Raw genomic sequence first — 20,708 nt, forward strand, 5'->3', positions numbered from 1 at the left:
TCATCTTAGGTCCGTATTTGTACAGGTCAAATGCTTTGTACAGAAATACAGCTCTTGGCAGGGTGTCATTGCCAGCCCATTTTCCAGTTCTGCATATCCTGCAAAGCCTGCCAGGGCATGCGCTCGGCACGGTGCGTGAGAACCGCCTGCAACTCGACCTCCAGCACGACGCCTTCGTCATCGCAGAACACTTCGCTGACCAGGAAATGCTTTTCCCGGTTCAGCGGGCGCACGGCGGTCCATTTCGACAGCAACAACTTGCGCGGATTGAGCCGATGCCGGGCATTCATTGCAGGTGCTCGAGCAGGCGCCGCGAGGCTTCCTGGCCACTGAGCCAGGCGCCTTCGACGCGGCCTGACAGGCACCAGTCGCCGCACACGTACAGGCCCAGGTCGGGGTCGGCCAGCGCACCCCATTCATGGGGCTGAGCCGGGCGCGCGTAGAGCCAGCGATGGGCGATGCTGAAGCTTGGCGCAGGCATCGGGCAGTTCACCAGCTCGGCGAAGGCGCCATGCAGCTGTTCGATCACTGCCTCGCGGGACAGGTCGATGTGCTGTTTGCTCCACGAGCTGGTGGCGTGCAGTACCCAGGTGTCGCTGCTGTCGTCACGGCCGGGCTTGCTGCCGCTTCGCGCCAGCCAGTCCAGTGCACTGTCCTGCACGAAGCAGCCCTGCATCGGCGTGTCCAGCGGCGTAGCGAAACTCAGCGCCACCGACCAGGTAGGGTCCATCTTGACCCCGGCCACCTGCGTGGCGAGCTTGGGCGCACTGGCCAGCAGCGCCGTGGCCTGGGGCGCCGGCACAGCAAGCACGACGTGGCTGAAGGGGCCATGGCTGGTGCCCTCTGCATCCAGCAGCTCCCAGAATTCCTCGCCCTTGAACACCTCGGCGATGCGGCAGGAAAAAGCGGCAGGCAGGTCGACGGCCATGGTCTTGGCAATGGCGCTCATGCGTGGTGCGCCGACCCAACGTACCTGCTCGTCCGGCGACGGGCTGAGGCGACCCTGCTTGGCGTTGTACAGCGACGGCGACCACGGCTGCACGCAACCTTCGGCCTGCCATTGCTGGACCTGCGCCACGAAGCGCCGGTCGCGGGCAGTGAAATACTGCGCGCCCAGATCGATGGAACCGACCTCGCTGCGTTTGCTGGACATGCGGCCGCCCACACCGCGCGCCTTGTCGAACAACTGCACGGCATGGCCAGCCTTATGCAACGCCTGGGCAGCGGAGAGGCCGGCCATGCCAGTACCGATGATTGCAATGGATACGGTCGCTGCAGGTCCAGTCGTCGTAGATGAAGTCGGCGTAGGTAAACTCGGCGTAGGTAAACTCATAGTGCCCTCGTAACAGCTTCGTAAGCGCTATGCACACGTGTGTTCGGAAAAACAAACCTGTACAAAAGACTTAATAAGTATAAGTTAACGGGATCCTTTTTGCTCAGGTGTCCTATGGTTCATGAGAGAGGCACGCGGATGGAAAGTGCCTGTCTCATGAAAATAGACTAGCGCTGCAGACGCAACGCCACATTGGAGAAACCTTATGCACATATTGCTGACCGGCGGCACCGGGCTCATCGGCCGCAAGCTTTGCCAGCACTGGGTAGGGCAGGGGCATCGGCTGACGGTGCTCAGTCGCCAGCCGGGACAGGTCAAGCAGCTGTGCGGAGCCAGCGTGCGTGGCGTGGCGCAGCTCGAGGAAATCGGCGACGAAACGGTGGATGCGGTGGTCAATCTGGCCGGCGCGCCGATTGCCGACCGTCCGTGGACGGCGCGGCGCCGGGCGTTGCTGTGGAGCAGCCGGATCACCCTCACCGAGCGCCTTCTGGCATGGCTGGAAAGCCGTGCGCAGCGGCCCGAAGTGTTGATTTCCGGCTCGGCGGTAGGCTGGTATGGCGATGGTGGCGAACGTGAATTGAACGAGACCTCGCAACCGGTCAAGGAGGACTTCGCCAGTCACTTGTGCATTGCCTGGGAAGAGACGGCCCTGCGCGCCGAAGCGTTGGGCGTGCGGGTGGTGCTGGTACGCACCGGGCTGGTGCTGGCAAGTCAGGGCGGCTTTCTCAAGCGCCTTGTGCTGCCGTTCAAGCTGGGGCTGGGAGGCCCGATCGGCAGTGGCCGGCAGTGGATGCCGTGGGTTCATATCGACGACCAAATCGCCTTGATTGATTTTCTCTTGCACCAGACCCAGTGCCGCGGTCCCTATAATGCCTGCGCGCCGGAGCCGGTGCGCAACCGTGAATTCGCACGACAGCTGGGACGTGCCCTGCATCGCCCGGCTTTCCTGCCACTGCCGTCGCTGTTGCTCAAGGCAGGGCTCGGCGAGCTGTCAGGGCTGTTGCTCGGTGGCCAGCGCGCTCGCCCGGTGGCGCTGCAGGCCGCAGGTTTCAATTTCCGCTACAGCGAACTATCCGCCGCCCTGACCGAACTGTCGCGGCGCCTCTGAGCTCTCAAACGACGAACCTGAAATAGGACGCTGCATGACCGATCACGCCCTGCTGCTGGTCAACCTGGGGTCGCCCGCATCGACCCAGGTGGCCGATGTACGTAGCTATCTCAACCAGTTCCTGATGGACCCTTATGTCATCGACGTGCCATGGCCGCTGCGGCGTCTGATCGTGTCGCTGATTCTGGTCAAGCGCCCCGAGCAATCGGCACACGCCTATGCCTCGATCTGGTGGGAGGACGGCTCGCCGCTGGTGGTCCTGACCCGGCGCCTGCAGGCGGTCATGGCCGAGCAGTGGCGCCATGGTCCGGTGGAAGTCGCCATGCGTTATGGCGAGCCTTCGCTGGATACGGCGCTTGCGCGCCTGGCCGAGCAGGGGGTGCAGAAAGTCACCCTGGCTCCGCTTTATCCTCAGTTCGCCCAGAGCACCGTGACCACGGTGATCGAGCAGGCACGCAAAGTGGTGCGCGAGCGCAAGCTGGCCATGCAATTCAGCGTGCTGCAACCGTTCTATGACCAGCCGGAATACGTGGATGCCTTGGTGGCCAGTGCCAAGCCCTACCTGGCGCAACCCCATGACCACCTGTTGATGAGCTTCCACGGACTGCCCGAACGGCACCTGACCAAGATCGACCCTACCGGCGGCCACTGTCTGCGTTCCGCCGACTGCTGCCAGAATGCCACGCCTGAAGTGCTCGCCGTCTGCTATCGCGCGCAGTGCCTGCGTACGGCCAGTGCCTTCGCCGAGCGCATGGGCCTTGCCGACGGTAGCTGGTCGGTGTCCTTCCAGTCGCGACTGGGCCGGGCCAAGTGGATCGAGCCCTACACCGAGGCGCGTCTGGATGAACTTGCCAAGCAAGGGGTGAAGAAGTTGCTGGTGATGTGCCCGGCGTTCGTCGCCGATTGCATCGAGACCCTGGAGGAGATCGGCGACCGTGGGCGCGAGCAGTTCTGCGAGGCGGGGGGCGAGGAGTTGGTGCTGGTGCCGTGTCTGAATGATCACCCGCAATGGGGTGAAGCGTTGAATACCCTGTGCGAGCGGGCACCCTTGATGCTTTGACGCTGAATCTGCCAGCAGGGAGCGCCGCCATGGCGCTCCCTGACGGCTTCAGGCCTGCGAGTCCTTTTTCCAGTCACCATGCCCCGGCAGCAACAGGTTCAGCGCAATCGCCACCACGGCGCACAGGGCAATGCCCTTGAGGCCGAAGTCATCGGGCCCGGTCCCGGTGCCGACCAGCACCCCGCCGATACCGAACACCAGGGTTACCGAGACGATCACCAGGTTGCGCGCCTCGGCCATGTCGACCTTGTGGCGAATCATCGTGTTCAGGCCCACCGCTGCGATGGAACCGAACAGCAGGCACAGGATGCCGCCCATCACCGGTACCGGAATGCTCTGCAGCAGCGCGCCGAACTTGCCGACGAACGCCAGGCTGATCGCGAAGATCGACGCCCAGGTCATGATCTTGGGGTTGTAGTTCTTGGTCAGCATGACCGCGCCGGTCACTTCCGCGTAAGTGGTATTGGGCGGTCCGCCGAACAGGCCGGCGGCAGTCGTGGCAATGCCATCGCCCAGCAGGGTGCGGTGCAGGCCGGGTTTCTTCAGGTAGTCACGACCGGTCACGCTGCCCACGGCGATCACGCCACCAATGTGCTCGATGGCCGGTGCCAGCGCCACGGGCACAATGAACAGGATAGCTTGCCAGTTGAACGCCGGCGCCGTGAAGTGTGGCAGGGCCAGCCAGGAAGCTGCGGCGATCTTGGCCGTGTCCACCACACCGAAGACGAATGCCATGGCGAAGCCCACCAGTACCCCGGCGATGATCGGCACCAGGCGAAAGATGCCCTTGCCGAACACGGCGACGACGATGGTGGTGAGCAGCGCCGGCATGGAGATCCACATGGCTGTGGCGTAGGGGATCAGTTCGGTGCCATCGCCGGCCTTGCCCATCGCCATGTTGGCGGCGATCGGCGCCATCGCCAGGCCGATGGAAATCACGACCGGGCCGATTACCACGGGTGGCAGCAGGCGGTCGATGAAGCCGGTGCCCTTGATCTTCACCGCAAGCCCGAGGAAGGTGTAGACGAATCCGGCCGCCATGATCCCGCCCATCGTCTCGGCCAGGCCGAACTGGCCCTTGGCGAGAATGATCGGTGTGATGAAAGCAAAGCTCGATGCCAGGAATACCGGCACCTGACGACCCGTCACCAGTTGGAACAGCAACGTGCCCAGGCCCGCAGTGAACAGCGCCACGTTCGGGTCCAGGCCAGTGATCAGCGGCATCAGTACCAGCGCGCCGAACGCCACGAAGAGCATTTGCGCGCCTGACAGCACCTGCCGCCAGAGCGGATCGTTGAACTCGTCCTGCATGGGTCAGGCGTCCTTCTGCTTGGTGCCGAAGATCTTGTCACCGGCATCGCCCAGCCCGGGGATGATGTAGCCATGCTCGTTCAGGCGCTCGTCGATCGAAGCAGTGTAGATCTGCACGTCGGGATGTGCCTTTTCCACGGCGGCAATGCCCTCGGGCGCAGCCACCAGCACCATGGCGCGGATTTCCTTGCAGCCGGCCTTCTTCAACAGGTCGATGGTGGCAACCATGGAGCTGCCGGTGGCCAGCATCGGGTCGATGATCATCGCCAGGCGCTCGTCGATTTCATCGACCAGCTTTTCCAGGTAGGTGTGCGCCTGCAACGTATCTTCGTTGCGCGCAACGCCGACGGCGCTGACCTTGGCACCCGGAATCAGGCTGAGCACGCCGTCGAGCATGCCGATGCCGGCGCGCAGGATGGGCACCACGGTGATTTTCTTGCCCGCGATCTTTTCGACCACCACCGGGCCGGCCCAGCCTGCAATTTCGTAGTTTTCCAGGGGCAGATCCTTGGTGGCCTCGTAGGTGAGCAGGGCTCCCACTTCCTGGGCGAGCTCGCGGAAGTTCTTGGTGCTGATGTCGGCACGGCGCATGAGGCCGAGCTTGTGGCGGATCAGCGGGTGGCGGATCTCACGGATAGGCATGGGGAAAGGCTCCGAACGGGCAAAAAAACGGCGGTAGATTAATCTATTGTATCGGGCTGTCCTATAGACATACTGCACGTTAGTGCATGAAAGCCTGGATTGTGCTTGATTCATGCCAGGTGTGTGCGTACCTTTGCCCGCTTTTCTTCCACCGCCCCCCTTGGAGAGCGTCATGTCCGCTGATCTCGAGCACATCCGTCAAGTCATGCGAGAGGCCGACTGCCTGTACACAGAAGCCCAGGTCGAGGCTGCCATCGCCAAGGTCGGCGCGCAGATCAACGCTGAACTGGCTGACCGCAACCCCGTGGTGTTCTGCGTGATGAACGGCGGGCTGATCTTCTCCGGCAAGCTGCTGACCCATCTGGATTTCCCGCTGGAGGCGTCGTACCTGCACGCCACCCGCTATCGCAACGAAACCCGCGGCGGCGATCTGTTCTGGAAGGCCAAGCCGGAAATCTCTTTCATCGACCGCGACGTGCTGATCATCGATGACATCCTGGACGAGGGCCACACGCTCAGCGCCATCATCGATTTCTGCAAGCACGCCGGCGCCCGCGCCGTGCACACCGCCGTGCTGATCGACAAGGACCACGACCGCAAGGCCAGTCCCGACCTCAAGGCCGACTTCGTGGGTTTGCCGTGCATCGACCGTTATATCTTCGGTTACGGCATGGACTACAAGGGGTACTGGCGCAACGCTGCGGGTATCTTCGCCGTCAAGGGGATGTAAGGCCTCCCTCCCGAGACCGACCCCGGGTTTATTGCATTCCTCCAGACCCATGGCACGCGCCGCCGACGCGGCTTACGCCGCTGCTACAGGGGTTGCGGGCGCTGCCGACGCGGCTTGCGCTGCTGCTACAGGGGTTGCGGGCGCTGCCGGACGCGGCTTGCGCCGCTGCTACAGGGATTGCGGGCGCTGCCGGACGCGGCTTGCGCCGCTGCTACAGGGATTGCGGGCGATGTCGGACGCGGCTTGCGCCGCTGCTACAGGGGTTGCGGGCGCTGTCGGACGCGGCTTGCGCCGCTGCTACAGGGGTTGCGTCGTTCTTGTAGCAGCGGCGCGAGCCGCGTCCGGCCTCGCCGCAGACCCGCCCCCCTTGCAACATGCTAAAGTCCGCGGCTCTTCCACAAGGAGCCGCCCATGCGCCTGACCGTTGCCGCCATTGCCTTGCTGACCTGTCTGCCGCTGGCCGCAGCGCCTGTGCATGGGCTCGTACATGAACAGTTCCTGCCGCCCGATGAGCAGTCCCTGCGCGAAGGCGATCCGCAGCAGCAACTGGTGCAGGTGACCAGCTACTCGGTGGTCATGGGCAATCAGCGCCTTTCCAACCAGCAGCCCATACCGGTGACCGCGCCCATGCTGTTGCGCTTGAAGGGCAAGGCATTGAGCAAGGACGCGAAACTGGCCGAAGTGCTGATCACCTTCGATGGCGAGAGCAAAAGCCTGAAGCGGCCAGCCTTCGATGCGGCCACCGGCACCTTGGCCCTAACCTATCCGCTGAGCCAGTATCGGATCCTGCTCGACCTGCTGCGCAACGACACCGTCTACGTGCAGTTCCTCAGCTACCCCAATGGGCATGTCTGGGCCGATCTGCACACCGGCAGCCTACGCGCGCGTTGAGCCCATCGCCAAGCCGAGGGTAAACTGCCTGCCCCGTGAATGACCGTGATAGCGAGTTGGAGTCGGTAATGCGTAAAGACAAGAAGCAATTGATTGGCGACGAGATCGGCGATGAGCAGATCAAGCTGTTCCTGAATTTCGAGCCGGTCGATGCCACCTCGCCGTCGCTGCACAAGCTGATCAAGGCGTACCGCGGCCTGCGCGTCGATGATTTCGCACGCTTTCTGGTGTTCTTCAAGGAAGCCGGTTACGAGCTCGACGGCAAGGACGAGCACGGCAACGATTTCATCACCTTGATTCGCGACCAGCGCAACGCCCAGGAATACATCGACCTGATCCAGCGAGGCTGAAACGACCCCTGTAGCAGCGGCGCAAGCCGCGTCGGCGGCACGCGCGGTGTGTCTGTAGAAACGCGGTGAGCCCGGACGCGGCTTGCACCGCTGCTACAAGGGCGGTGCGCACGGACGCGGCTTGCACCGCTGCTACAAGGGCAATGTGCACGGACGCGGCTTGCACCGCTGCTACAAGGGCAATGTGCACGGACGCGGCTTGCACCGCTGCTACAAGAGCGGTGCCACCGGACGCGGCTTGCACTGCTGCTACGGGAGCGATGCAATTCCCTGTAGCAGCGGCGCGAGCCGCGTCGGCGGTACGTGCGGTGTATCAGGCGTAATGCTGCACGCCGTCCGCTTTTTCCGCGAGCTCGAGCGCCACGTCGCTGTCATGGCTGACGCGACGGTAGGTTTCGGCATCGTTCGCCAGCACCTGTTCACGTGCAGGGAAGATCTCCGACAGCTTGGTCGCCCACGCCTGTGATCGGGTCTGCTCGGGGAAGCAGCGTTCCAGCAGGTCGAGCATGATCGACACGGTCACCGAGGCACCTGGTGATGCACCGAGCAAGGCCGCCAGCGAACCGTCGGCGGCAGACACCAACTCGGTGCCGAATTGCAGCACGCCGCCTTTCTTCGGATCCTTCTTGATGATCTGCACGCGCTGGCCAGCCACCTCCAGGCGCCAATCCTCGGCCCGGGCCTGCGGGTAGAAGCGCCGCAGCGAATCCAGGCGCTGCTCCATGGACTGACGCACTTCGCTCATCAGGTACTTGGTCAGGTCCATGTTGTCGCGGGCCACGGCCAGCATCGGGCCGATGTTCGCCGCGCGCACCGACAGCGGCAGGTCGAGGAACGAGCCATGCTTGAGGAACTTGGTGGTAAAGCCGGCGTAAGGGCCGAACAGCAGCGACTTGTTGCCATCGACCACGCGAGTGTCCAGGTGGGGCACGGACATGGGCGGTGAGCCCACCGCCGCCTGGCTGTAGACCTTGGCCTGGTGCTGCTTGACCACCTCGGGATTGTCACAGCGCAGCCACTGGCCGCTGACCGGGAAACCACCGAAGCCCTTGCCCTCTTCGATCCCGGACATCTGCAGCAGGGGCAAAGCAGCACCGCCTGCGCCGAGGAATACGAATTTGGCGTCGATTTCGCGGGTATTGCCGGTGTTGACGTCCTTGACGCTGACCGTCCAGCCAGTGCCCTTGCGCGCCAGGCCGGTGACCTTCTTGCAGTACTTCACCTGCGCGCCGGGTGCGCTGGCCAGATGAGCCAGCAGCTTGTTGGTCAAGGCGCCGAAGTTGACGTCGGTACCGCCCATCACGCGGGTGGCACTGATGTGCTGGTCGGCGGGACGCCCCGGCATCATCAGCGGCATCCACTCGGCCATCTTTGCCTTGTCTTCGGTGTATTCCATGTCGGCGAAGGCATGGTGGGCCTTGAGCATTTCATAGCGCTTCTTGAGGAAGGCCACACCCTTGTCACCCTCGACATAGCTCAGGTGCGGGACCGGGCTTATGAACGAACGTGCCGAACCGAAGCTGCTCTTCCTGCTCAGGTAGGCCCAGAACTGCTTCGAGACCTCGAACTGAGTGTTGATCTGTACGGCTTTCTTGATGTCGATGGAGCCATCGGCGGCCTGCGGCGTGTAGTTGAGCTCACACAGGCCGGCATGGCCGGTCCCGGCGTTGTTCCACGGATTGGAGCTCTCCGCGGCACCGGAGTCCATGAGCTCGACGACTTCCAGCTTCAATGCCGGGTCGAGTTCCTTGAGCAGTACGGCCAAGGTGGCACTCATGATGCCGGCCCCTACCAATACCACGTCGACTGCTTCGTTTTGCGCCATTTAACGCGTCTCCAAAATCTTCAGCACCCATTGACAGCATGGGACCCCGGTACGTCTGTGCAGGCCTGGGTCGCCATGTCCGAATCTTCGCAACTGCATCGCTGAAATGGCCTGTGCCGACAAGTCTGCCGGGCATTGCCCATGAACTCACGTTCGGCCCGCCAACGCCATAGGACCATGGTTGATACGTGCGTTCAGCGAACTGGAGCCATCATGCGAAGCGTTCGATCCTTCCTCGTTGGGCTGTTCGGGACGCAGATAGTGCTGGTACAGATCCAAGACTTTTCATTTGCTCGCCACACTCTTGTGAAGTTGTGAAACCCGTTTATTTCACGCTCTTTTGGAGTCGTGAACCTCAAGAAGGCTGCTTGGAGGATCGGCAGCGGCAGGGTGGCACGAGCGAATGGAAACGCCAGCGCGTGACCTGCGTGGGCGGCTCTCTGTGGGCGGTGCGGAGGCCAAGACGAGTGTGTTGGCAGTGCTGCGAGGCCCGATCAGGAGACGTCCTTATAATCGGGGGAAGATTATAGCGATGAAACGCGGCGAGTTGATCGTTATTTACAGGCTTTTGGTGACCGGCCGGTCAGGCGTGCACGGCCCGAATCCCGCTAGCCCCCGTGGCACGGGAGCTGACGCGGGCATGGGCAGGCAATGGCTGGCCCAGCCATTGTGGGCGAATATCGCCAACCTCGACCCAACCCTCGCCGACGGGCGCCTGCTGGCACTGCTTGAAGGCGCGGCACAGGCCTTGCTGGTCGAGCGCGACGTAGCAACGGTAGGGCTGGCTGGCGCTGAACAGAGACTTGAGAAAACCCATGAGCGATTCTCCGTGTGGTGGCGTGCGGTGGACTGTAGACGCGATACTGCCCGCCGACGGTGACAGGCTGATGACACGGACCGCACCGCACTGGCCTGCACGTGTTTCATGGCTGGTCCATTGCCCGCAGGCCCCGCTATACTCGCGGCTTATCCACTGCCCGTTGCCGGAGAGATGCGCATGTTGCACCGCCTGTTGTTCGCTATGATCGCTGTGACCAGTCTGACGTTGGTCGGTTGTGCCAACAGCCCGCAACAACTCAGCCCTCAGCCGCGCCTGACCTCGCAGTTCGCCGCCGTTGGCCAGGGCCAGGCAGTGGCCGTGCGTGTGGTCGACGGTCGACCTTCGCCGACCCTGGGCACCCGTGGCGGCCTGTATCCGGAAACCAGCGCGGTCAGCGTTGCCGCCAACGACGTGCTGCCCAAGCTGCAGGCCCAGGCCGAAGCGGCCGTGCGCCTGCTCGGCTTCACGCCCACCGGCAACAACGGCAGCGCACCCACGTTGACCATCACCCTGGCCGAGCTCAAGTACCAGTCGCCCAAGGACAAGATGTACGTCACCGAGGCCAACATCGGCGCCACGTTCAAGGCCGACGTGACCAACGGTGGCCGCCACTACAGCGGCCGCTATGGCGCTTCCTTGAACCAGCGTTTCGGCATGGCGCCGAACCAGGAAACCAACACCAAGCTGGTCAGCGATGTGCTGAGCGATGCGCTGACGCGCGTGTTCAAGGACGCCACCATCGGCCAGACCCTGTCCCAGAGCAATTTCTGACAGCCTCTGCCAGCCATGAAAAAGCCCGCGATGTTCGCGGGCTTTTTCATGGGCCGGATTCGACTGCGTGCAGGCTTCAGGCCGCCTGCAGGTGGAAGTCGAGCACGCTGATGCCCGTGCCCAGGTCCAGATCGGGCCAGTCACCGTGCTGATGACCGCCTAAGGCGCAATACACCAGCCACTGTCGGTCCTGGACATTGAACGCCAGGGCGTCGATCAGGGCTTCCTGCTCGTCGCTGGCGGTAATGTGGTAGAGACGATCCTGGTTCAGGGCGTGCAGCATGACGGGCATCCGAAGCGTGTTGGGTGAGGGTGCAACACGATGCCTGTTTTGTATGAAGGGTGCATGAAGGGCGCATGACAGACCCATGACGGCCGCATGACACCCCATGCCCCAGAGTGACCCTAGAGCGGCAGCCCTGCCTTGACGCGATACTGGTTGCGCACCGGCGTGGCGTATTGCACCACCAGGAACGGTCGTTGTTCCACCGGGCACTCGCGCAGCCGTCGCAGCCATTCGGCACGCGCCTTTTCCAGCTCGGCGGCCGGAAATACATCGGCTGCCACAGGCACCTGCAGCTCGGGATCGGCATCCGCCCACTGCGCGTAGGCCAGGTAGTGCACCGGGAACAGGCGATAGCCGCCCAGGATCTGCCGATCGATCTCCATGGCCAGCTGCTTGGTGTCTTCGAACGACTCGGTGATGGGCGAGGCAAAGTTGATGTGCACGCGGCCCTTGTAGCCGGTAATGCCCTGGGCAATGCTGACGTCGTCTTCGCCAGGTGCCTTGTTGTAGGCGCCCTTGGTTGCACGGATGTACAGCTCGCGCGCCTTGGCCTGATCGCAGGGGTCGTATTCGTAGCTGATCGACACCGGCGTCAGGTTCAGCGCCTTGATGGTTTCGCCGAAAGGCTCGTCCTTGCGGCTCATGTGAAACATCTTGAGGATCGCCGAGTCGGTGCGGTCGTCGCCGTCCTTGGCGCGGCCTTCGGCCTGGGCAATCCAGATCGAGGCGCAGTCGTGGCGGATCGAGTGGTTGATGTAGGCCGAGAGCAGCTGGTAGGACGCCAGCTTTTCACGCCGCCCAACCAGCGAGCGATGAACGATGAAGCTTTTGTTCAGGCGCATCAGGTCGCTGACGAAAGGCTTCTGCAGCAGATTGTCGCCGATGGCAATACGCGGCGTCGGCAGGCCTGCGTGGTACACGGCGTAGTTGACGAACGCCGGGTCCATGACGATATCGCGATGGTTGGCCAGGAACAGGTACGCACTGCCGGACTTGAACTGCTCGACACCGGTGTAGGTCACACCGTCGGTGGCGCGGTCGATGGTGTGGTCGACGTAGAACTCGACCTTGTCCTGCAGGGTGGCGACGTTGTTGACATCCTTGAACTCGCGGCGCAGGCGCCGTGCGATCAACGGCTTGAGCAACCAGCCGAAGGTTTTGGCCTGACGCGGGAAGCGGAAGTGGGTGAGGATATCCAGAAATGCCGGGTCGCTGAGCAGCCGTGCCAGAACGGCAGGTACTTCGGCGTCGTCGTACGGTCGGATGGCATCGAATTCGCCCATCATGCTCTCTTGTTGGAAACGGCTAAGGTAAAGGTACAGGCGCAAGGTTGTGGGCAAAGGGTAGGGGCCCATGTAGCCAACGGCCTGCAAACAGAGTGGCGATTATACGCACAAGTGAGCCGTGGAGGCCGCGATGCTGGAAACCCAAGATTACGATTGCCCCTATTGCGGAGAGCCGGCAGAAGCGGTGCTCGACCTGTCGGGTGGCGATCAGCACTATATAGAAGACTGCCCGGTGTGCTGCCGCCCCATTGTGTTCGCGTTGCACACCGACAGCGAGCAATGGTCGCTGCACGTGCGCAGCGAGAACGAGTGATGCAGCGCATCTACGAGCCTGCGAGCCTGCTCGAAGCGCAGATGCTTTTGGGCATGCTGGAGAACGAAGGAGTGGGTGTGCATCTGGCTGGTCGGGATCTGGTTGGCGGCATGGGCGACCTGCCCGCGATGGGCCTGCTGGGTTTGCTGGTGGCCGACGAGCAGGCCGATTACGCACGGCAGTTGATCGGTGAGTACAATGCCGCGCTGCCCATGTCGGGCGACGAGCCCGACAGTTTCCCCGGGGTTCTGCTGTGCTAGACCCCTCAAGAGTTTTTGCCTGATGTGTGGACGTTTTGCCTTGTTTCGCTGGTCCCCCGGTTTCGCCAAGCAGGAGGGCTTTCCCGAAGGCCAGCAGGCGCAGTGGAATATTTCCCCGGGTGATTCGGTGCTGATCCAGCGTCGGGAGGGAGAACGCCCGACCCTGGCCAAGGCTCGTTGGGGGCTGACCCCGCCGTGGCTGACCGATCTGTCGCGAACCCCCGCCCATGCGCGTGCCGAGACGGTGGCCGAGCAGCCGATGTTTCGCGAGGCCTTGCGTCTGCGGCGTTGCCTGATTCCGGCCAACGGCTTCTACGAGTGGCGGGGCAATGTGCGCAAGCGGCCTTTCTGGCTGACGCCAGGCGAGGGTTCTTCGCTGTTTTTCGCAGGTATCTGGGAAGCCTATCCGGTGCAGGAGCAGGTCTGGTTGAGCACGGCGGTGGTAACCCAGCCGGCCATGAGCCAGCGCCGGCCGTTGATCCTCGATGCCGCCGGGCAGGCAGCCTGGCTGGACCCAGCAACGCCCCTGGCTGCCCTGCAGTCGCTGCTCGCCGCGCCCCAGGCCGCTCTGCGCGAGCGTCCGCTGGCCAATCTGGTCAACGACCCCAAACTCAATGCCCCGGAGTGCCTGACCCCGGCGTGAGTCTTTGCACAGACCGCGTCGCCTGTTCGCGGCCACGGACCGCTCCTACGGGTTCGCGCGGAGCAACTGTACCGACCGCGTCGCCTGTTCGCGGCCACGGACCGCTCCTACGGGCGCGCGCGGTGCAACTGTACCGACCGCGTCGCCTGTTTGCGGCCACGGACCGCTCCTACGGGTTCGCGCGGTGCAACTGTACCGACCGCGTCGCCTGTTCGCGGCCGCGGACCGCTCCTACGGGTTCGCGCGGAGCAACTGTACCGACCGCGTCGCCTGTTCGCGGCCACGGACCGTTCCTACGGGTTCGCGCGGAGCAACTGTACCGACCGCGTCGCCTGTTCGCGGCCGCGGACCGCTCCTACGGGTTCGCGCGGTGCAACCGTAGGAGCGGTCCGTGGCCGCGAAACGGGCACCGCGGTGCATCGGGCGGACTGCTTGCGCAGGTGTCGTGTCCGATACTCACCGTGTAGGATACCCGCCAGGTTTCCCAGGAGAGTCCCAATGGGCAAGTTCTTCATTCCGGCCACCTTGGCCGTCAGCCTTCTGCTGGCCGGTTGTCAGGCCGTCAACACCACCAGCTCGGGCGCTGTGGGTGTGGAGCGCAAGCAATACATGTTCAGCATGCTGTCCACCGATGAGGTGAACAAGATGTACGCCCAGTCCTACCAGCAGACCTTGACCGAAGCCAGTGGCAAGGGCGTGCTCGACAAGACCAGCGCCGAAGCCAAGCGCGTCCAGGCGATCGCCGATCGGCTGATCGCCCAGGCGCCCAAGCTGCGTCCGGATTCGGCACAGTGGCAATGGGAAGTGAACCTGATCAAGAGCGACGAGCTCAACGCCAACTGCGGTCCCGGCGGCAAGATCATTTTCTACACCGGCCTGATCGACAAACTGAAACTCACCGACGACGAGATCGCCGCCGTGATGGGCCATGAAATCGCGCATGCCTTGCGTGAGCACGGCCGCGAGTCGATGTCCAAGGCCTACGGCATCCAGATGGCCCGCAACGGGGCAGGGGCGCTGCTGGGGCTGGGCGAAGACAGCCTGAAGCTGGCCGATACCGTGGTCAACTACAGCCTGACCTTGCCCAACAGCCGCGGCAACGAGAACGAAGCCGACCTGTTCGGGCTGGAGCTGGCGGCGCGTGCAGGGTACGACCCCAATGCCGCCATCACCCTGTGGAACAAGATGACGGCAGCAGCAGGCAGTAATTCGCCACCGGAATTCATGAGCACACACCCGGCTTCAGCCAGCCGGATATCGTCACTGCAGGCGGCCATTCCCAAAGTCATGCCGTTGTACGAGCAGGCGAAGAAATCCTGACGGACCGCGGCGCCTGATTCGCGGGCAGAGACCCGCTCCCACAGTAGATCTTCTGTGGGAGCGGGTCTTTGCCCGCGAAGGCCGCACCGCTAAGCTACACCCAGCCGCTGACCTTCATCGCCTGATACACCGCAACGAACGCCAGAATGAAAAACGCCCCCGAGGCCAGCCGGCGGATCAGCGTCAGCGGCAGCTTGTCGGCGGCAAAATTGCCCGCCAGCACCACCGGTACATTGGCAATCAACATGCCCAGCGTGGTGCCGATGATGACCATCAGCAAGTGCGGGTACTGCGCTGCCAGCATCACCGTCGCGACCTGGGTCTTGTCGCCGATCTCGGCAATGAAAAACGCGATCAGCGTGGTCATGAACGGCCCGTAGCGCCGCGCGGTGTTGGCTTCGTCGTCGTCGATCTTGTCCGGTATCAGGGTCCACAGAGCGGTCGCGGCGAAGCTTGCCGCCAGGATCCAGTGCAGGGCGGCGTCGGAGAAGAAGCCGCTGAACCAGGCGCCCACTGCACCTGCCGCCGCATGGTTGGCCAGGGTTGCGGCGACGATGCCGGCGATGATCGGCCAGGGCTTGCGAAAGCGTGCCGCAAGGATCAGCGCGAGCAACTGGGTCTTGTCGCCAATTTCGGCCAAGGCCACCAGCCCGGTAGGGACAAGCAGGGATTCCAACATCAGGAGCGTTCCTATGGGGGCGGGTCGACACGGCTATGACACGAACAGCCTCCCCGCCCCGGGTAAGGTGTGCGTGTCATAGGTCTTGTCAAACCCGGGCCGTCTGTGCGGCCGCTGGGTCGCACGCGCCATGGCCTGAGGGCCAAGTATGTTGACGCGTGCCATGCGAGCTGGCGCTCGCGGGAGACTACTCCCCTAGGACGGTGCGGATTCTGCCTAGGCAATCACGATAGGGCAAGCGAAGATTTGGCTATTTGATGGCACGATAGACCTTGAAGCCGCGCCCCTCGGACAGCGTCTGGCAGCGCCCGAAAGCGCCCTCGATCAGCGGTTGATAACGCAGGAAACTATTGGCAACCAAGCGAAGTTCGCCGGCTTTTTTCAGATGTTGGCTGGATTTTTCCAGCAGATTCTCTGCGGCGTGGTAACTGGTGTGCACCCCGGCATGGAACGGCGGATTGCTGATGATGGCATCCAGATGCAGTGGCGCGGCGTCGATACCGTCACCGGTAATGACATCGGCATCCAGCCCGTTGGCCGCCAGGGTCAGACGGCTGCTGGCGGTGGCGAAGGCATCGACATCGAGCAAGGTCAGCTGGTTGTCCGGGTAGCGCCGCTTGAGACTGGCGCCGACCACGCCGGCGCCGCAGCCGAAGTCCAGCAGATGGCCACGAGGAAGGCCACCGATGTGATCGAGCAGCAGTTCGGTACCACGGTCCAGCCGACCATGGCTGAATACCCCCGGCAGGCTGATCACGGTCAACGGCTCACCGGCGATCTCCAGCTCATAGTGCTGCGCCAGGCTTTCCAGGTCCACGGCCGCTGGTGCCTGGTCGACAGTCACCTGCCACAGCTGGCAATGCCGTGCGCTGTCCAGCTTGCGCGGCTTGCCGAAGGCATGCAGCAGCTTCGCCGCGCCCTCGATGCCGCCACGCTTCTCGCCCACCAGGTACAGCTCACGTCCCTGCAACCGAGCGGCCAGGGCATTGAGCAGGTAGCTGGTCAGGTCGCGGGACTTGGGCAGGAACAACACCGCGCCATCGAACGCCGTCTCGGGGACGTTGACGCCGAAATGGCTGCGACCCTCGAAGCGCGCGTCCAGCGCTGCCTGGTCGCCGGCATGCCAGCACCAGCCGGCGGCGTTCGGCAACTGGCCGAAGAGGTCGTCGGCAGGCAGCCCGGCCAGCAGCAGTTGACCTTGAAACAAGTTGGCCTGACGAAGCAGCACTTCACTGCGCGGGTCCATGGGAGGGCTCCTGGCAAAAGCGCGGATTCTAGCAGACCAGGGCCGGTTTCAGACGCTGCGGATGGGCTGGCCAGCGAAGAAGGCCGTGGCATTTTCCGCCAGTTGGCCAATGATGCGCTGGCGCGCCTCGACACTGCCCCAGGCACTGTGCGGGGTAATGATCAGGCGTGGGATGTCGTCGGCCAACAGGGGGTTGCCGTCTACCGGTGGCTCGACGCTGAGCACGTCGGTGGCCGCACCGCCCAGGTGGCCGCGGCGCAAGGCATCGGCCAGGGCCTGCTCGTCGATGATGCCGCCGCGCGCGGTGTTGACCACGAAGGCGCTGGGCTTGAGCAGCGCCAGCTCGGGTGCGCCGATCATGTGTCGGGTGTGCTCGTTGAGCGGGCAGTGCAGGGTCAGCGCGTCGATCTGCGGCAGCAGCTCGTGCAGCGGCAGGCGATCGGCGCGTGCCGGGCGGCCGGGAATCTGCCCCGACAGCACGCGCATGCCGAAGGCTTCGGCCAGCCTGGCAACCGCGCCGCCCAGTTCGCCATGGCCCAGCAGGCCGAGGGTCTTGCCCTCCAGTTCGACGATGGGGAAATCCAGCAGGCAGAACTGCTTGGCTTGCTGCCATTTGCCGGCCGCGATGGCGCGCTGATAATCAGGCAGTCGGGTGGCCAGGGCGAGCAACAGCATCAAGGTGTGCTGGGCCACCGAAGGGGTGCCGTAGCCTTGGCAATTGCACACGGTGATGCCCAGCTTGCGCGCCGCTTCCAGGTCGACGTTGTTGGTGCCCGTGGCCGACACCAGTACCAGCTTGAGGTCCGGGCAGGCCTGCAGGGTCGCGGCATCCAGAGCGATCTTGTTGCTGATGACCACGTTCAGGCCGCGCAGGCGCTCGGGCAGTTGCGCAGGCGTCGTGCTGGGGTAGAACTGCAGGTCTTCGAAGCAGGCCTTGAGCGCGGCAGGGTCCAGGTCACCCAGGTCCAGGGAGCTGTAGTCGAGGAAGGCGGCACGGGTAGCGGGCATGGGTGAACCTCTTGAAGGGGATGTGGATGTTCTACCATAGCTGCTGGATGAAAATCTTGTGGCCCTGGCCTGCTGACCTGAGGTAGCGTCCGGGGCTGTTTTTTGCAATCACCGTGTTTGCATCTGCCGCGCCTGGAGCCTGCCGTCATGTACTGGACCGAATTTCTCACCGTTGCCTTCATCCACTTGCTGGCGGTGGCCAGCCCGGGTCCGGATTTTGCGGTGGTGGTGCGCGAAAGCGTCAGCCACGGACGCCGGGCCGGTCTGTGGACCGCGCTGGGGGTGGGCACGGCGATCTTCGTCCACGTGGGCTATTCACTGCTGGGGATCGGCCTGATCGTGTCCCAGTCCATCGTGCTGTTCAATGTGCTGAAGTGGGCCGCTGCGGCGTACCTGCTCTACATCGGTTTCAAGGCCCTGCGCGCCAAGCCGGCCGCGGTCGACGTGCAGGCCAGCAGCGCGGCGCCGGTCCAGCGCACGCCCAAGGGCGCGTATGTGGCCGGGTTCATGACCAATGGCCTGAACCCCAAGGCCACCTTGTTCTTTCTTTCCCTGTTTACCGTGGTCATCAGTCCGCACACGCCGCTGCCGGTGCAGGCCGGTTACGGCGTGTACCTGGCGCTGGCCACGGCGCTGTGGTTCTGCCTGGTCGCCATGCTGTTCAGCCAGCGCCGGGTGCGCGAAGGCTTCGCGCGCATGGGCCATTGGTTCGACCGCGCCATGGGCGTGGTGCTGGTGGCGCTGGGGGTGAAGATCGCCCTGAGTGAAATACGCTGAAACCTGCCGCGCGCTGGCGTCGGATAGCGCTTCTGGCTGGCTATAATGGCGGCGCAGTGCCCCTTGCCAGCACCCTAACGAACAGAGAACAGCGGAACATGGATCAGCGTCGATGAACTCAGTACACCTGTCCTGTCGCCGGGCCAGATTACCCCTGGCAGTTGGTCTGGCGACGCTTGCCGGGCCGGCGCTTGCCGTCAGCTTCAACATCGGCGAAATCGAGGGTCAGTTCGATACCGCGCTGTCGGTCGGCGCCAGCTGGTCCACGGCCGGGGCGAACCGCAACCTGATCGGCGTCAACAATGGTGGCTCGGGCCTGTCGCAGACCGCCGACGACGGTCGCTTGAACTTCAAAAAGGGCGAAACCTTTTCAAAGGTCTTCAAGGGGCTGCACGACCTGGAACTGAAATACGGCGACAGCGGCGTCTTCATTCGCGGCAAGTACTGGTACGACTTCGAACTCAAGGACGAAGGCCGTCCCTTCAAGGACATCAGCGACGTCCACCGCAAGGAGGCCGCGCAGTCCTCCGGCGCGCAGCTTCTCGACGCGTTCGTCTACCACAACTATGCCCTCGCCGATCAGCCAGGCGGCGTTCGCCTGGGCAAGCAGGTGGTCAGTTGGGGCGAGAGCACCTTCATCCAGAATGGCATCAATGCCCTCAACCCGATCGACGTCTCGGCCTTGCGCCGACCCGGTGCAGAGATCAAGGAAGGGCTGGTCCCGGTCAACCTGTTCTACGTCTCGCAGAGCCTGACCGACAACCTCTCGGCCGAGGCCTTCTACCAGCTCGAATGGGACCAGACGGTGGCTGACAACTGCGGCACGTTCTTCGCCCGGGCAGACGTTGCCGCCGATGGCTGCAGTGACAATCTGCGCCTGCTGAGCAAGCGCTCGGGCCTGCCTGCCGCTGATCTTCCAGCGCTTGCCGCTGCCGGTGTGAATGTCAACGAAGAGGGGGTGCTGGTGCGCCGCGGTGCGGACCGCGATGCGCGCGACAGTGGCCAGTTCGGCGTGGCGCTGCACTACAACTACGACCCTTTGGACACCGAGTTCGGTGCCTACTTCATGAATTACCACAGCCGCCTGCCGCTGTTCAACGCCACCGGCGCATCGACCGCGACCTATGCGTCAGCGTCGCGCGCCGGGGCTTTGGCGCCGTTGCTGGTGGCCGGCAATTCCAGCTACTTCTACGACTACCCCGAAGACATTCGTCTTTACGGGCTGAGCTTTTCCACCACGCTGCCTACCGGTACTGCCTGGAGTGGCGAAGTCAGCTACCGGCCCAATGCACCGGTGCAGCTCAACACCACCGACATTCTCTATGCCGGTGTGCGCCCGCTGGGCGGCACCTACAGCAATGCGTCGCTGCTCGACGGCACGCCCGGCCAAGACTTGAAGGGCTACCGCCGCAAGGAAATCACCCAGCTGCAGACCACCCTGACGCATTTCTTCGATCAGGTCATGGGCGCAGATCGGTTGACCGTGGTGGGCGAGGTGGGCGTTACCCATGTCGGTGGCCTGGAGAGCAGTTCGCGCAGGCGCTACGGTCGCGATGCGGTGCATGGTCCCGGTGCGTTGCCCGCCACCAATGGCCTGGACACCTGCGCAACGCTCCTCAACACCGGTACCCTGGCCGCTGCAGGTCCCGGTGCCTCGACCCGTAATCTGTCGCGCAACTGCACCGATGGCGGCTTCACCACCAGCACTTCATGGGGCTATCGCGCGCGCGCCATCTGGGACTACAACAGTGTGCTCCCTGGGATCGACCTGCGCCCCAGCGTGGCGTGGTCGCACGATGTGTCCGGCTATTCGCCAAGCCCCGGCGGCAATTTCGAGGAAGGTCGCAAGGCGGTCAGCCTCGGGCTCGACGCCGAGTACCAGAACACCTACACGGCGAGCCTGTCGTACACCAACTTCTTCGACGGCAAGTACACCACGGTGGATGACCGCGACTTCGTCGAACTCAGCTTCGGCGTGCATTTTTAAGCGGCACTGTGCAAGCCGCTGGCGTCGAGCCTGGTCGGCCCGGTCTGGGGAATCTTTCCCAG

Annotated in this window: 23 protein-coding genes and 1 riboswitch; of the genes, 12 read left to right on the forward strand and 11 right to left on the reverse strand. The window is 63.7% G+C overall.

Annotated features, from left to right (window positions below):
* Positions 1-65: 65 nt before the first annotated feature.
* Together IFT80_RS13725 and IFT80_RS13730 are read right to left on the reverse strand one after the other, a co-directional pair.
* Complete coding sequence (locus tag IFT80_RS13725; protein WP_122475217.1) at positions 66-290, reverse strand: TIGR02450 family Trp-rich protein; 225 nt, start codon at positions 288-290, stop codon at positions 66-68.
* Positions 287-1,261, reverse strand: a complete 975-nt coding sequence (locus IFT80_RS13730; protein ID WP_342214342.1) for an NAD(P)/FAD-dependent oxidoreductase — start codon at positions 1,259-1,261, stop codon at positions 287-289. Before IFT80_RS13730 ends, IFT80_RS13725 begins: the two co-directional genes overlap by 4 nt.
* A 277-nt stretch (positions 1,262-1,538) precedes the next feature.
* Between IFT80_RS13730 and IFT80_RS13735 the strand changes: the two genes are divergently transcribed.
* Both IFT80_RS13735 and hemH read left to right on the forward strand, forming a co-directional pair.
* A complete protein-coding gene (locus IFT80_RS13735) occupies positions 1,539-2,441 on the forward strand; it encodes a TIGR01777 family oxidoreductase (protein ID WP_185795015.1) in 903 nt (300 codons plus the stop codon).
* A 34-nt stretch (positions 2,442-2,475) separates the two neighbouring features.
* Positions 2,476-3,501 (forward strand): ferrochelatase, encoded by a 1,026-nt coding sequence (gene hemH, locus IFT80_RS13740; protein ID WP_192137731.1) that lies wholly within the window; start codon positions 2,476-2,478, stop codon positions 3,499-3,501.
* Positions 3,502-3,549: 48 nt separating this feature from the next.
* On the opposite strand, the gene IFT80_RS13745 is transcribed toward hemH, so the two are convergent.
* Complete coding sequence (locus IFT80_RS13745) at positions 3,550-4,812, reverse strand: uracil-xanthine permease family protein (RefSeq protein WP_122475210.1); 1,263 nt, start codon at positions 4,810-4,812, stop codon at positions 3,550-3,552.
* Between the two features lie 3 nt (positions 4,813-4,815).
* Positions 4,816-5,454 (reverse strand): uracil phosphoribosyltransferase, encoded by a 639-nt coding sequence (upp, locus tag IFT80_RS13750; protein ID WP_122475209.1) that lies wholly within the window; start codon positions 5,452-5,454, stop codon positions 4,816-4,818.
* 172 nt (positions 5,455-5,626) lie between these two features.
* On the opposite strand from upp, the gene IFT80_RS13755 reads away from it, so the two are divergent.
* The 3 genes from IFT80_RS13755 (at position 5,627) to IFT80_RS13765 (ending at position 7,425) form a co-directional block, all read left to right on the forward strand.
* Positions 5,627-6,184: a hypoxanthine-guanine phosphoribosyltransferase gene (locus IFT80_RS13755; RefSeq protein ID WP_122475207.1), complete on the forward strand. Its 558-nt coding sequence runs from the start codon at positions 5,627-5,629 to the stop codon at positions 6,182-6,184.
* Between the two features lie 411 nt (positions 6,185-6,595).
* On the forward strand, positions 6,596-7,075 hold the full coding sequence (locus IFT80_RS13760; protein ID WP_122475206.1) for a hypothetical protein: 480 nt from the start codon (positions 6,596-6,598) through the stop codon (positions 7,073-7,075).
* A gap of 68 nt (positions 7,076-7,143) precedes the next feature.
* Positions 7,144-7,425, forward strand: a complete 282-nt coding sequence (locus tag IFT80_RS13765; RefSeq protein WP_192137732.1) for a PA4642 family protein — start codon at positions 7,144-7,146, stop codon at positions 7,423-7,425.
* Positions 7,426-7,738: 313 nt separating this feature from the next.
* Here the strand turns inward: IFT80_RS13765 and mqo are convergent, their stop codons facing one another.
* Positions 7,739-9,250: a malate dehydrogenase (quinone) gene (gene mqo, locus IFT80_RS13770; protein ID WP_192137733.1), complete on the reverse strand. Its 1,512-nt coding sequence runs from the start codon at positions 9,248-9,250 to the stop codon at positions 7,739-7,741.
* A 583-nt stretch (positions 9,251-9,833) separates the two neighbouring features.
* Positions 9,834-10,067, reverse strand: coding sequence for a hypothetical protein (locus IFT80_RS13775; RefSeq protein ID WP_192137734.1), 234 nt, complete (start codon positions 10,065-10,067; stop codon positions 9,834-9,836).
* A gap of 180 nt (positions 10,068-10,247) precedes the next feature.
* Between IFT80_RS13775 and IFT80_RS13780 the strand changes: the two genes are divergently transcribed.
* Positions 10,248-10,841 carry a YajG family lipoprotein gene (locus tag IFT80_RS13780; protein WP_122475200.1) on the forward strand — a complete coding sequence of 198 codons (594 nt, stop codon included), beginning with the start codon at positions 10,248-10,250 and terminating at the stop codon, positions 10,839-10,841.
* Between the two features lie 76 nt (positions 10,842-10,917).
* Here IFT80_RS13780 and IFT80_RS13785 read toward each other — a convergent pair whose 3' ends face one another.
* Both IFT80_RS13785 and IFT80_RS13790 read right to left on the reverse strand, forming a co-directional pair.
* Positions 10,918-11,124 carry a hypothetical protein gene (locus IFT80_RS13785; protein WP_192054690.1) on the reverse strand — a complete coding sequence of 69 codons (207 nt, stop codon included), beginning with the start codon at positions 11,122-11,124 and terminating at the stop codon, positions 10,918-10,920.
* A 122-nt stretch (positions 11,125-11,246) separates the two neighbouring features.
* A complete protein-coding gene (locus IFT80_RS13790) occupies positions 11,247-12,413 on the reverse strand; it encodes a 1-acyl-sn-glycerol-3-phosphate acyltransferase (RefSeq protein WP_185795018.1) in 1,167 nt (388 codons plus the stop codon).
* 130 nt (positions 12,414-12,543) lie between these two features.
* Between IFT80_RS13790 and IFT80_RS13795 the strand changes: the two genes are divergently transcribed.
* From IFT80_RS13795 to IFT80_RS13810, 4 genes are all read left to right on the forward strand, one after another.
* Positions 12,544-12,726, forward strand: a complete 183-nt coding sequence (locus tag IFT80_RS13795; RefSeq protein WP_192137735.1) for a CPXCG motif-containing cysteine-rich protein — start codon at positions 12,544-12,546, stop codon at positions 12,724-12,726.
* Positions 12,726-12,986 (forward strand): putative signal transducing protein, encoded by a 261-nt coding sequence (locus IFT80_RS13800; protein ID WP_122475195.1) that lies wholly within the window; start codon positions 12,726-12,728, stop codon positions 12,984-12,986. The genes IFT80_RS13795 and IFT80_RS13800 overlap by 1 nt, the downstream gene beginning before the upstream one ends.
* A 22-nt stretch (positions 12,987-13,008) precedes the next feature.
* Positions 13,009-13,629: an SOS response-associated peptidase gene (locus IFT80_RS13805; protein WP_192137736.1), complete on the forward strand. Its 621-nt coding sequence runs from the start codon at positions 13,009-13,011 to the stop codon at positions 13,627-13,629.
* Between the two features lie 498 nt (positions 13,630-14,127).
* Entirely contained in the window at positions 14,128-14,949 is an 822-nt protein-coding gene (locus IFT80_RS13810; protein ID WP_122475191.1) for a M48 family metallopeptidase, read from the forward strand.
* 94 nt (positions 14,950-15,043) lie between these two features.
* Here the strand turns inward: IFT80_RS13810 and IFT80_RS13815 are convergent, their stop codons facing one another.
* The 3 genes from IFT80_RS13815 to IFT80_RS13825 all read right to left on the reverse strand — a co-directional run bounded on the left by IFT80_RS13815 (position 15,044) and on the right by IFT80_RS13825 (position 17,882).
* A complete protein-coding gene (locus tag IFT80_RS13815) occupies positions 15,044-15,628 on the reverse strand; it encodes a TMEM165/GDT1 family protein (protein ID WP_122475190.1) in 585 nt (194 codons plus the stop codon).
* A gap of 90 nt (positions 15,629-15,718) precedes the next feature.
* A riboswitch (yybP-ykoY riboswitch) is annotated at positions 15,719-15,836 on the reverse strand.
* Between the two features lie 42 nt (positions 15,837-15,878).
* Complete coding sequence (locus IFT80_RS13820; RefSeq protein ID WP_192137737.1) at positions 15,879-16,874, reverse strand: class I SAM-dependent methyltransferase; 996 nt, start codon at positions 16,872-16,874, stop codon at positions 15,879-15,881.
* A gap of 48 nt (positions 16,875-16,922) precedes the next feature.
* A complete protein-coding gene (locus IFT80_RS13825) occupies positions 16,923-17,882 on the reverse strand; it encodes a 2-hydroxyacid dehydrogenase (protein ID WP_192137738.1) in 960 nt (319 codons plus the stop codon).
* Positions 17,883-18,029: 147 nt separating this feature from the next.
* Between IFT80_RS13825 and IFT80_RS13830 the strand changes: the two genes are divergently transcribed.
* Positions 18,030-18,659, forward strand: coding sequence for a LysE family translocator (locus tag IFT80_RS13830; RefSeq protein WP_122475185.1), 630 nt, complete (start codon positions 18,030-18,032; stop codon positions 18,657-18,659).
* A 112-nt stretch (positions 18,660-18,771) separates the two neighbouring features.
* Positions 18,772-20,646, forward strand: coding sequence for a DUF1302 domain-containing protein (locus IFT80_RS13835; protein ID WP_192137739.1), 1,875 nt, complete (start codon positions 18,772-18,774; stop codon positions 20,644-20,646).
* Positions 20,647-20,708 lie beyond the last annotated feature (62 nt).

Source organism: Pseudomonas sp. CFBP 8771 (assembly GCF_014841695.1).
Lineage (GTDB): Bacteria > Pseudomonadota > Gammaproteobacteria > Pseudomonadales > Pseudomonadaceae > Aquipseudomonas > Aquipseudomonas baltica.

Coding starts and splice junctions, on each gene's coding strand:
- IFT80_RS13725 (WP_122475217.1), bottom strand. CDS start 290: ATGAATGCCCGGCATCGGCTCAATCCGCGCAAGTTGTTGCTGTCGAAA.
- IFT80_RS13735 (WP_185795015.1), top strand. CDS start 1,539: ATGCACATATTGCTGACCGGCGGCACCGGGCTCATCGGCCGCAAGCTT.
- hemH (WP_192137731.1), top strand. CDS start 2,476: ATGACCGATCACGCCCTGCTGCTGGTCAACCTGGGGTCGCCCGCATCG.
- IFT80_RS13745 (WP_122475210.1), bottom strand. CDS start 4,812: ATGCAGGACGAGTTCAACGATCCGCTCTGGCGGCAGGTGCTGTCAGGC.
- upp (WP_122475209.1), bottom strand. CDS start 5,454: ATGCCTATCCGTGAGATCCGCCACCCGCTGATCCGCCACAAGCTCGGC.
- IFT80_RS13755 (WP_122475207.1), top strand. CDS start 5,627: ATGTCCGCTGATCTCGAGCACATCCGTCAAGTCATGCGAGAGGCCGAC.
- IFT80_RS13760 (WP_122475206.1), top strand. CDS start 6,596: ATGCGCCTGACCGTTGCCGCCATTGCCTTGCTGACCTGTCTGCCGCTG.
- IFT80_RS13765 (WP_192137732.1), top strand. CDS start 7,144: ATGCGTAAAGACAAGAAGCAATTGATTGGCGACGAGATCGGCGATGAG.
- mqo (WP_192137733.1), bottom strand. CDS start 9,250: ATGGCGCAAAACGAAGCAGTCGACGTGGTATTGGTAGGGGCCGGCATC.
- IFT80_RS13775 (WP_192137734.1), bottom strand. CDS start 10,067: ATGGGTTTTCTCAAGTCTCTGTTCAGCGCCAGCCAGCCCTACCGTTGC.
- IFT80_RS13780 (WP_122475200.1), top strand. CDS start 10,248: ATGTTGCACCGCCTGTTGTTCGCTATGATCGCTGTGACCAGTCTGACG.
- IFT80_RS13785 (WP_192054690.1), bottom strand. CDS start 11,124: ATGCTGCACGCCCTGAACCAGGATCGTCTCTACCACATTACCGCCAGC.
- IFT80_RS13790 (WP_185795018.1), bottom strand. CDS start 12,413: ATGATGGGCGAATTCGATGCCATCCGACCGTACGACGACGCCGAAGTA.
- IFT80_RS13795 (WP_192137735.1), top strand. CDS start 12,544: ATGCTGGAAACCCAAGATTACGATTGCCCCTATTGCGGAGAGCCGGCA.
- IFT80_RS13800 (WP_122475195.1), top strand. CDS start 12,726: ATGCAGCGCATCTACGAGCCTGCGAGCCTGCTCGAAGCGCAGATGCTT.
- IFT80_RS13805 (WP_192137736.1), top strand. CDS start 13,009: ATGTGTGGACGTTTTGCCTTGTTTCGCTGGTCCCCCGGTTTCGCCAAG.
- IFT80_RS13810 (WP_122475191.1), top strand. CDS start 14,128: ATGGGCAAGTTCTTCATTCCGGCCACCTTGGCCGTCAGCCTTCTGCTG.
- IFT80_RS13815 (WP_122475190.1), bottom strand. CDS start 15,628: ATGTTGGAATCCCTGCTTGTCCCTACCGGGCTGGTGGCCTTGGCCGAA.
- IFT80_RS13820 (WP_192137737.1), bottom strand. CDS start 16,874: ATGGACCCGCGCAGTGAAGTGCTGCTTCGTCAGGCCAACTTGTTTCAA.
- IFT80_RS13825 (WP_192137738.1), bottom strand. CDS start 17,882: ATGCCCGCTACCCGTGCCGCCTTCCTCGACTACAGCTCCCTGGACCTG.
- IFT80_RS13830 (WP_122475185.1), top strand. CDS start 18,030: ATGTACTGGACCGAATTTCTCACCGTTGCCTTCATCCACTTGCTGGCG.
- IFT80_RS13835 (WP_192137739.1), top strand. CDS start 18,772: ATGAACTCAGTACACCTGTCCTGTCGCCGGGCCAGATTACCCCTGGCA.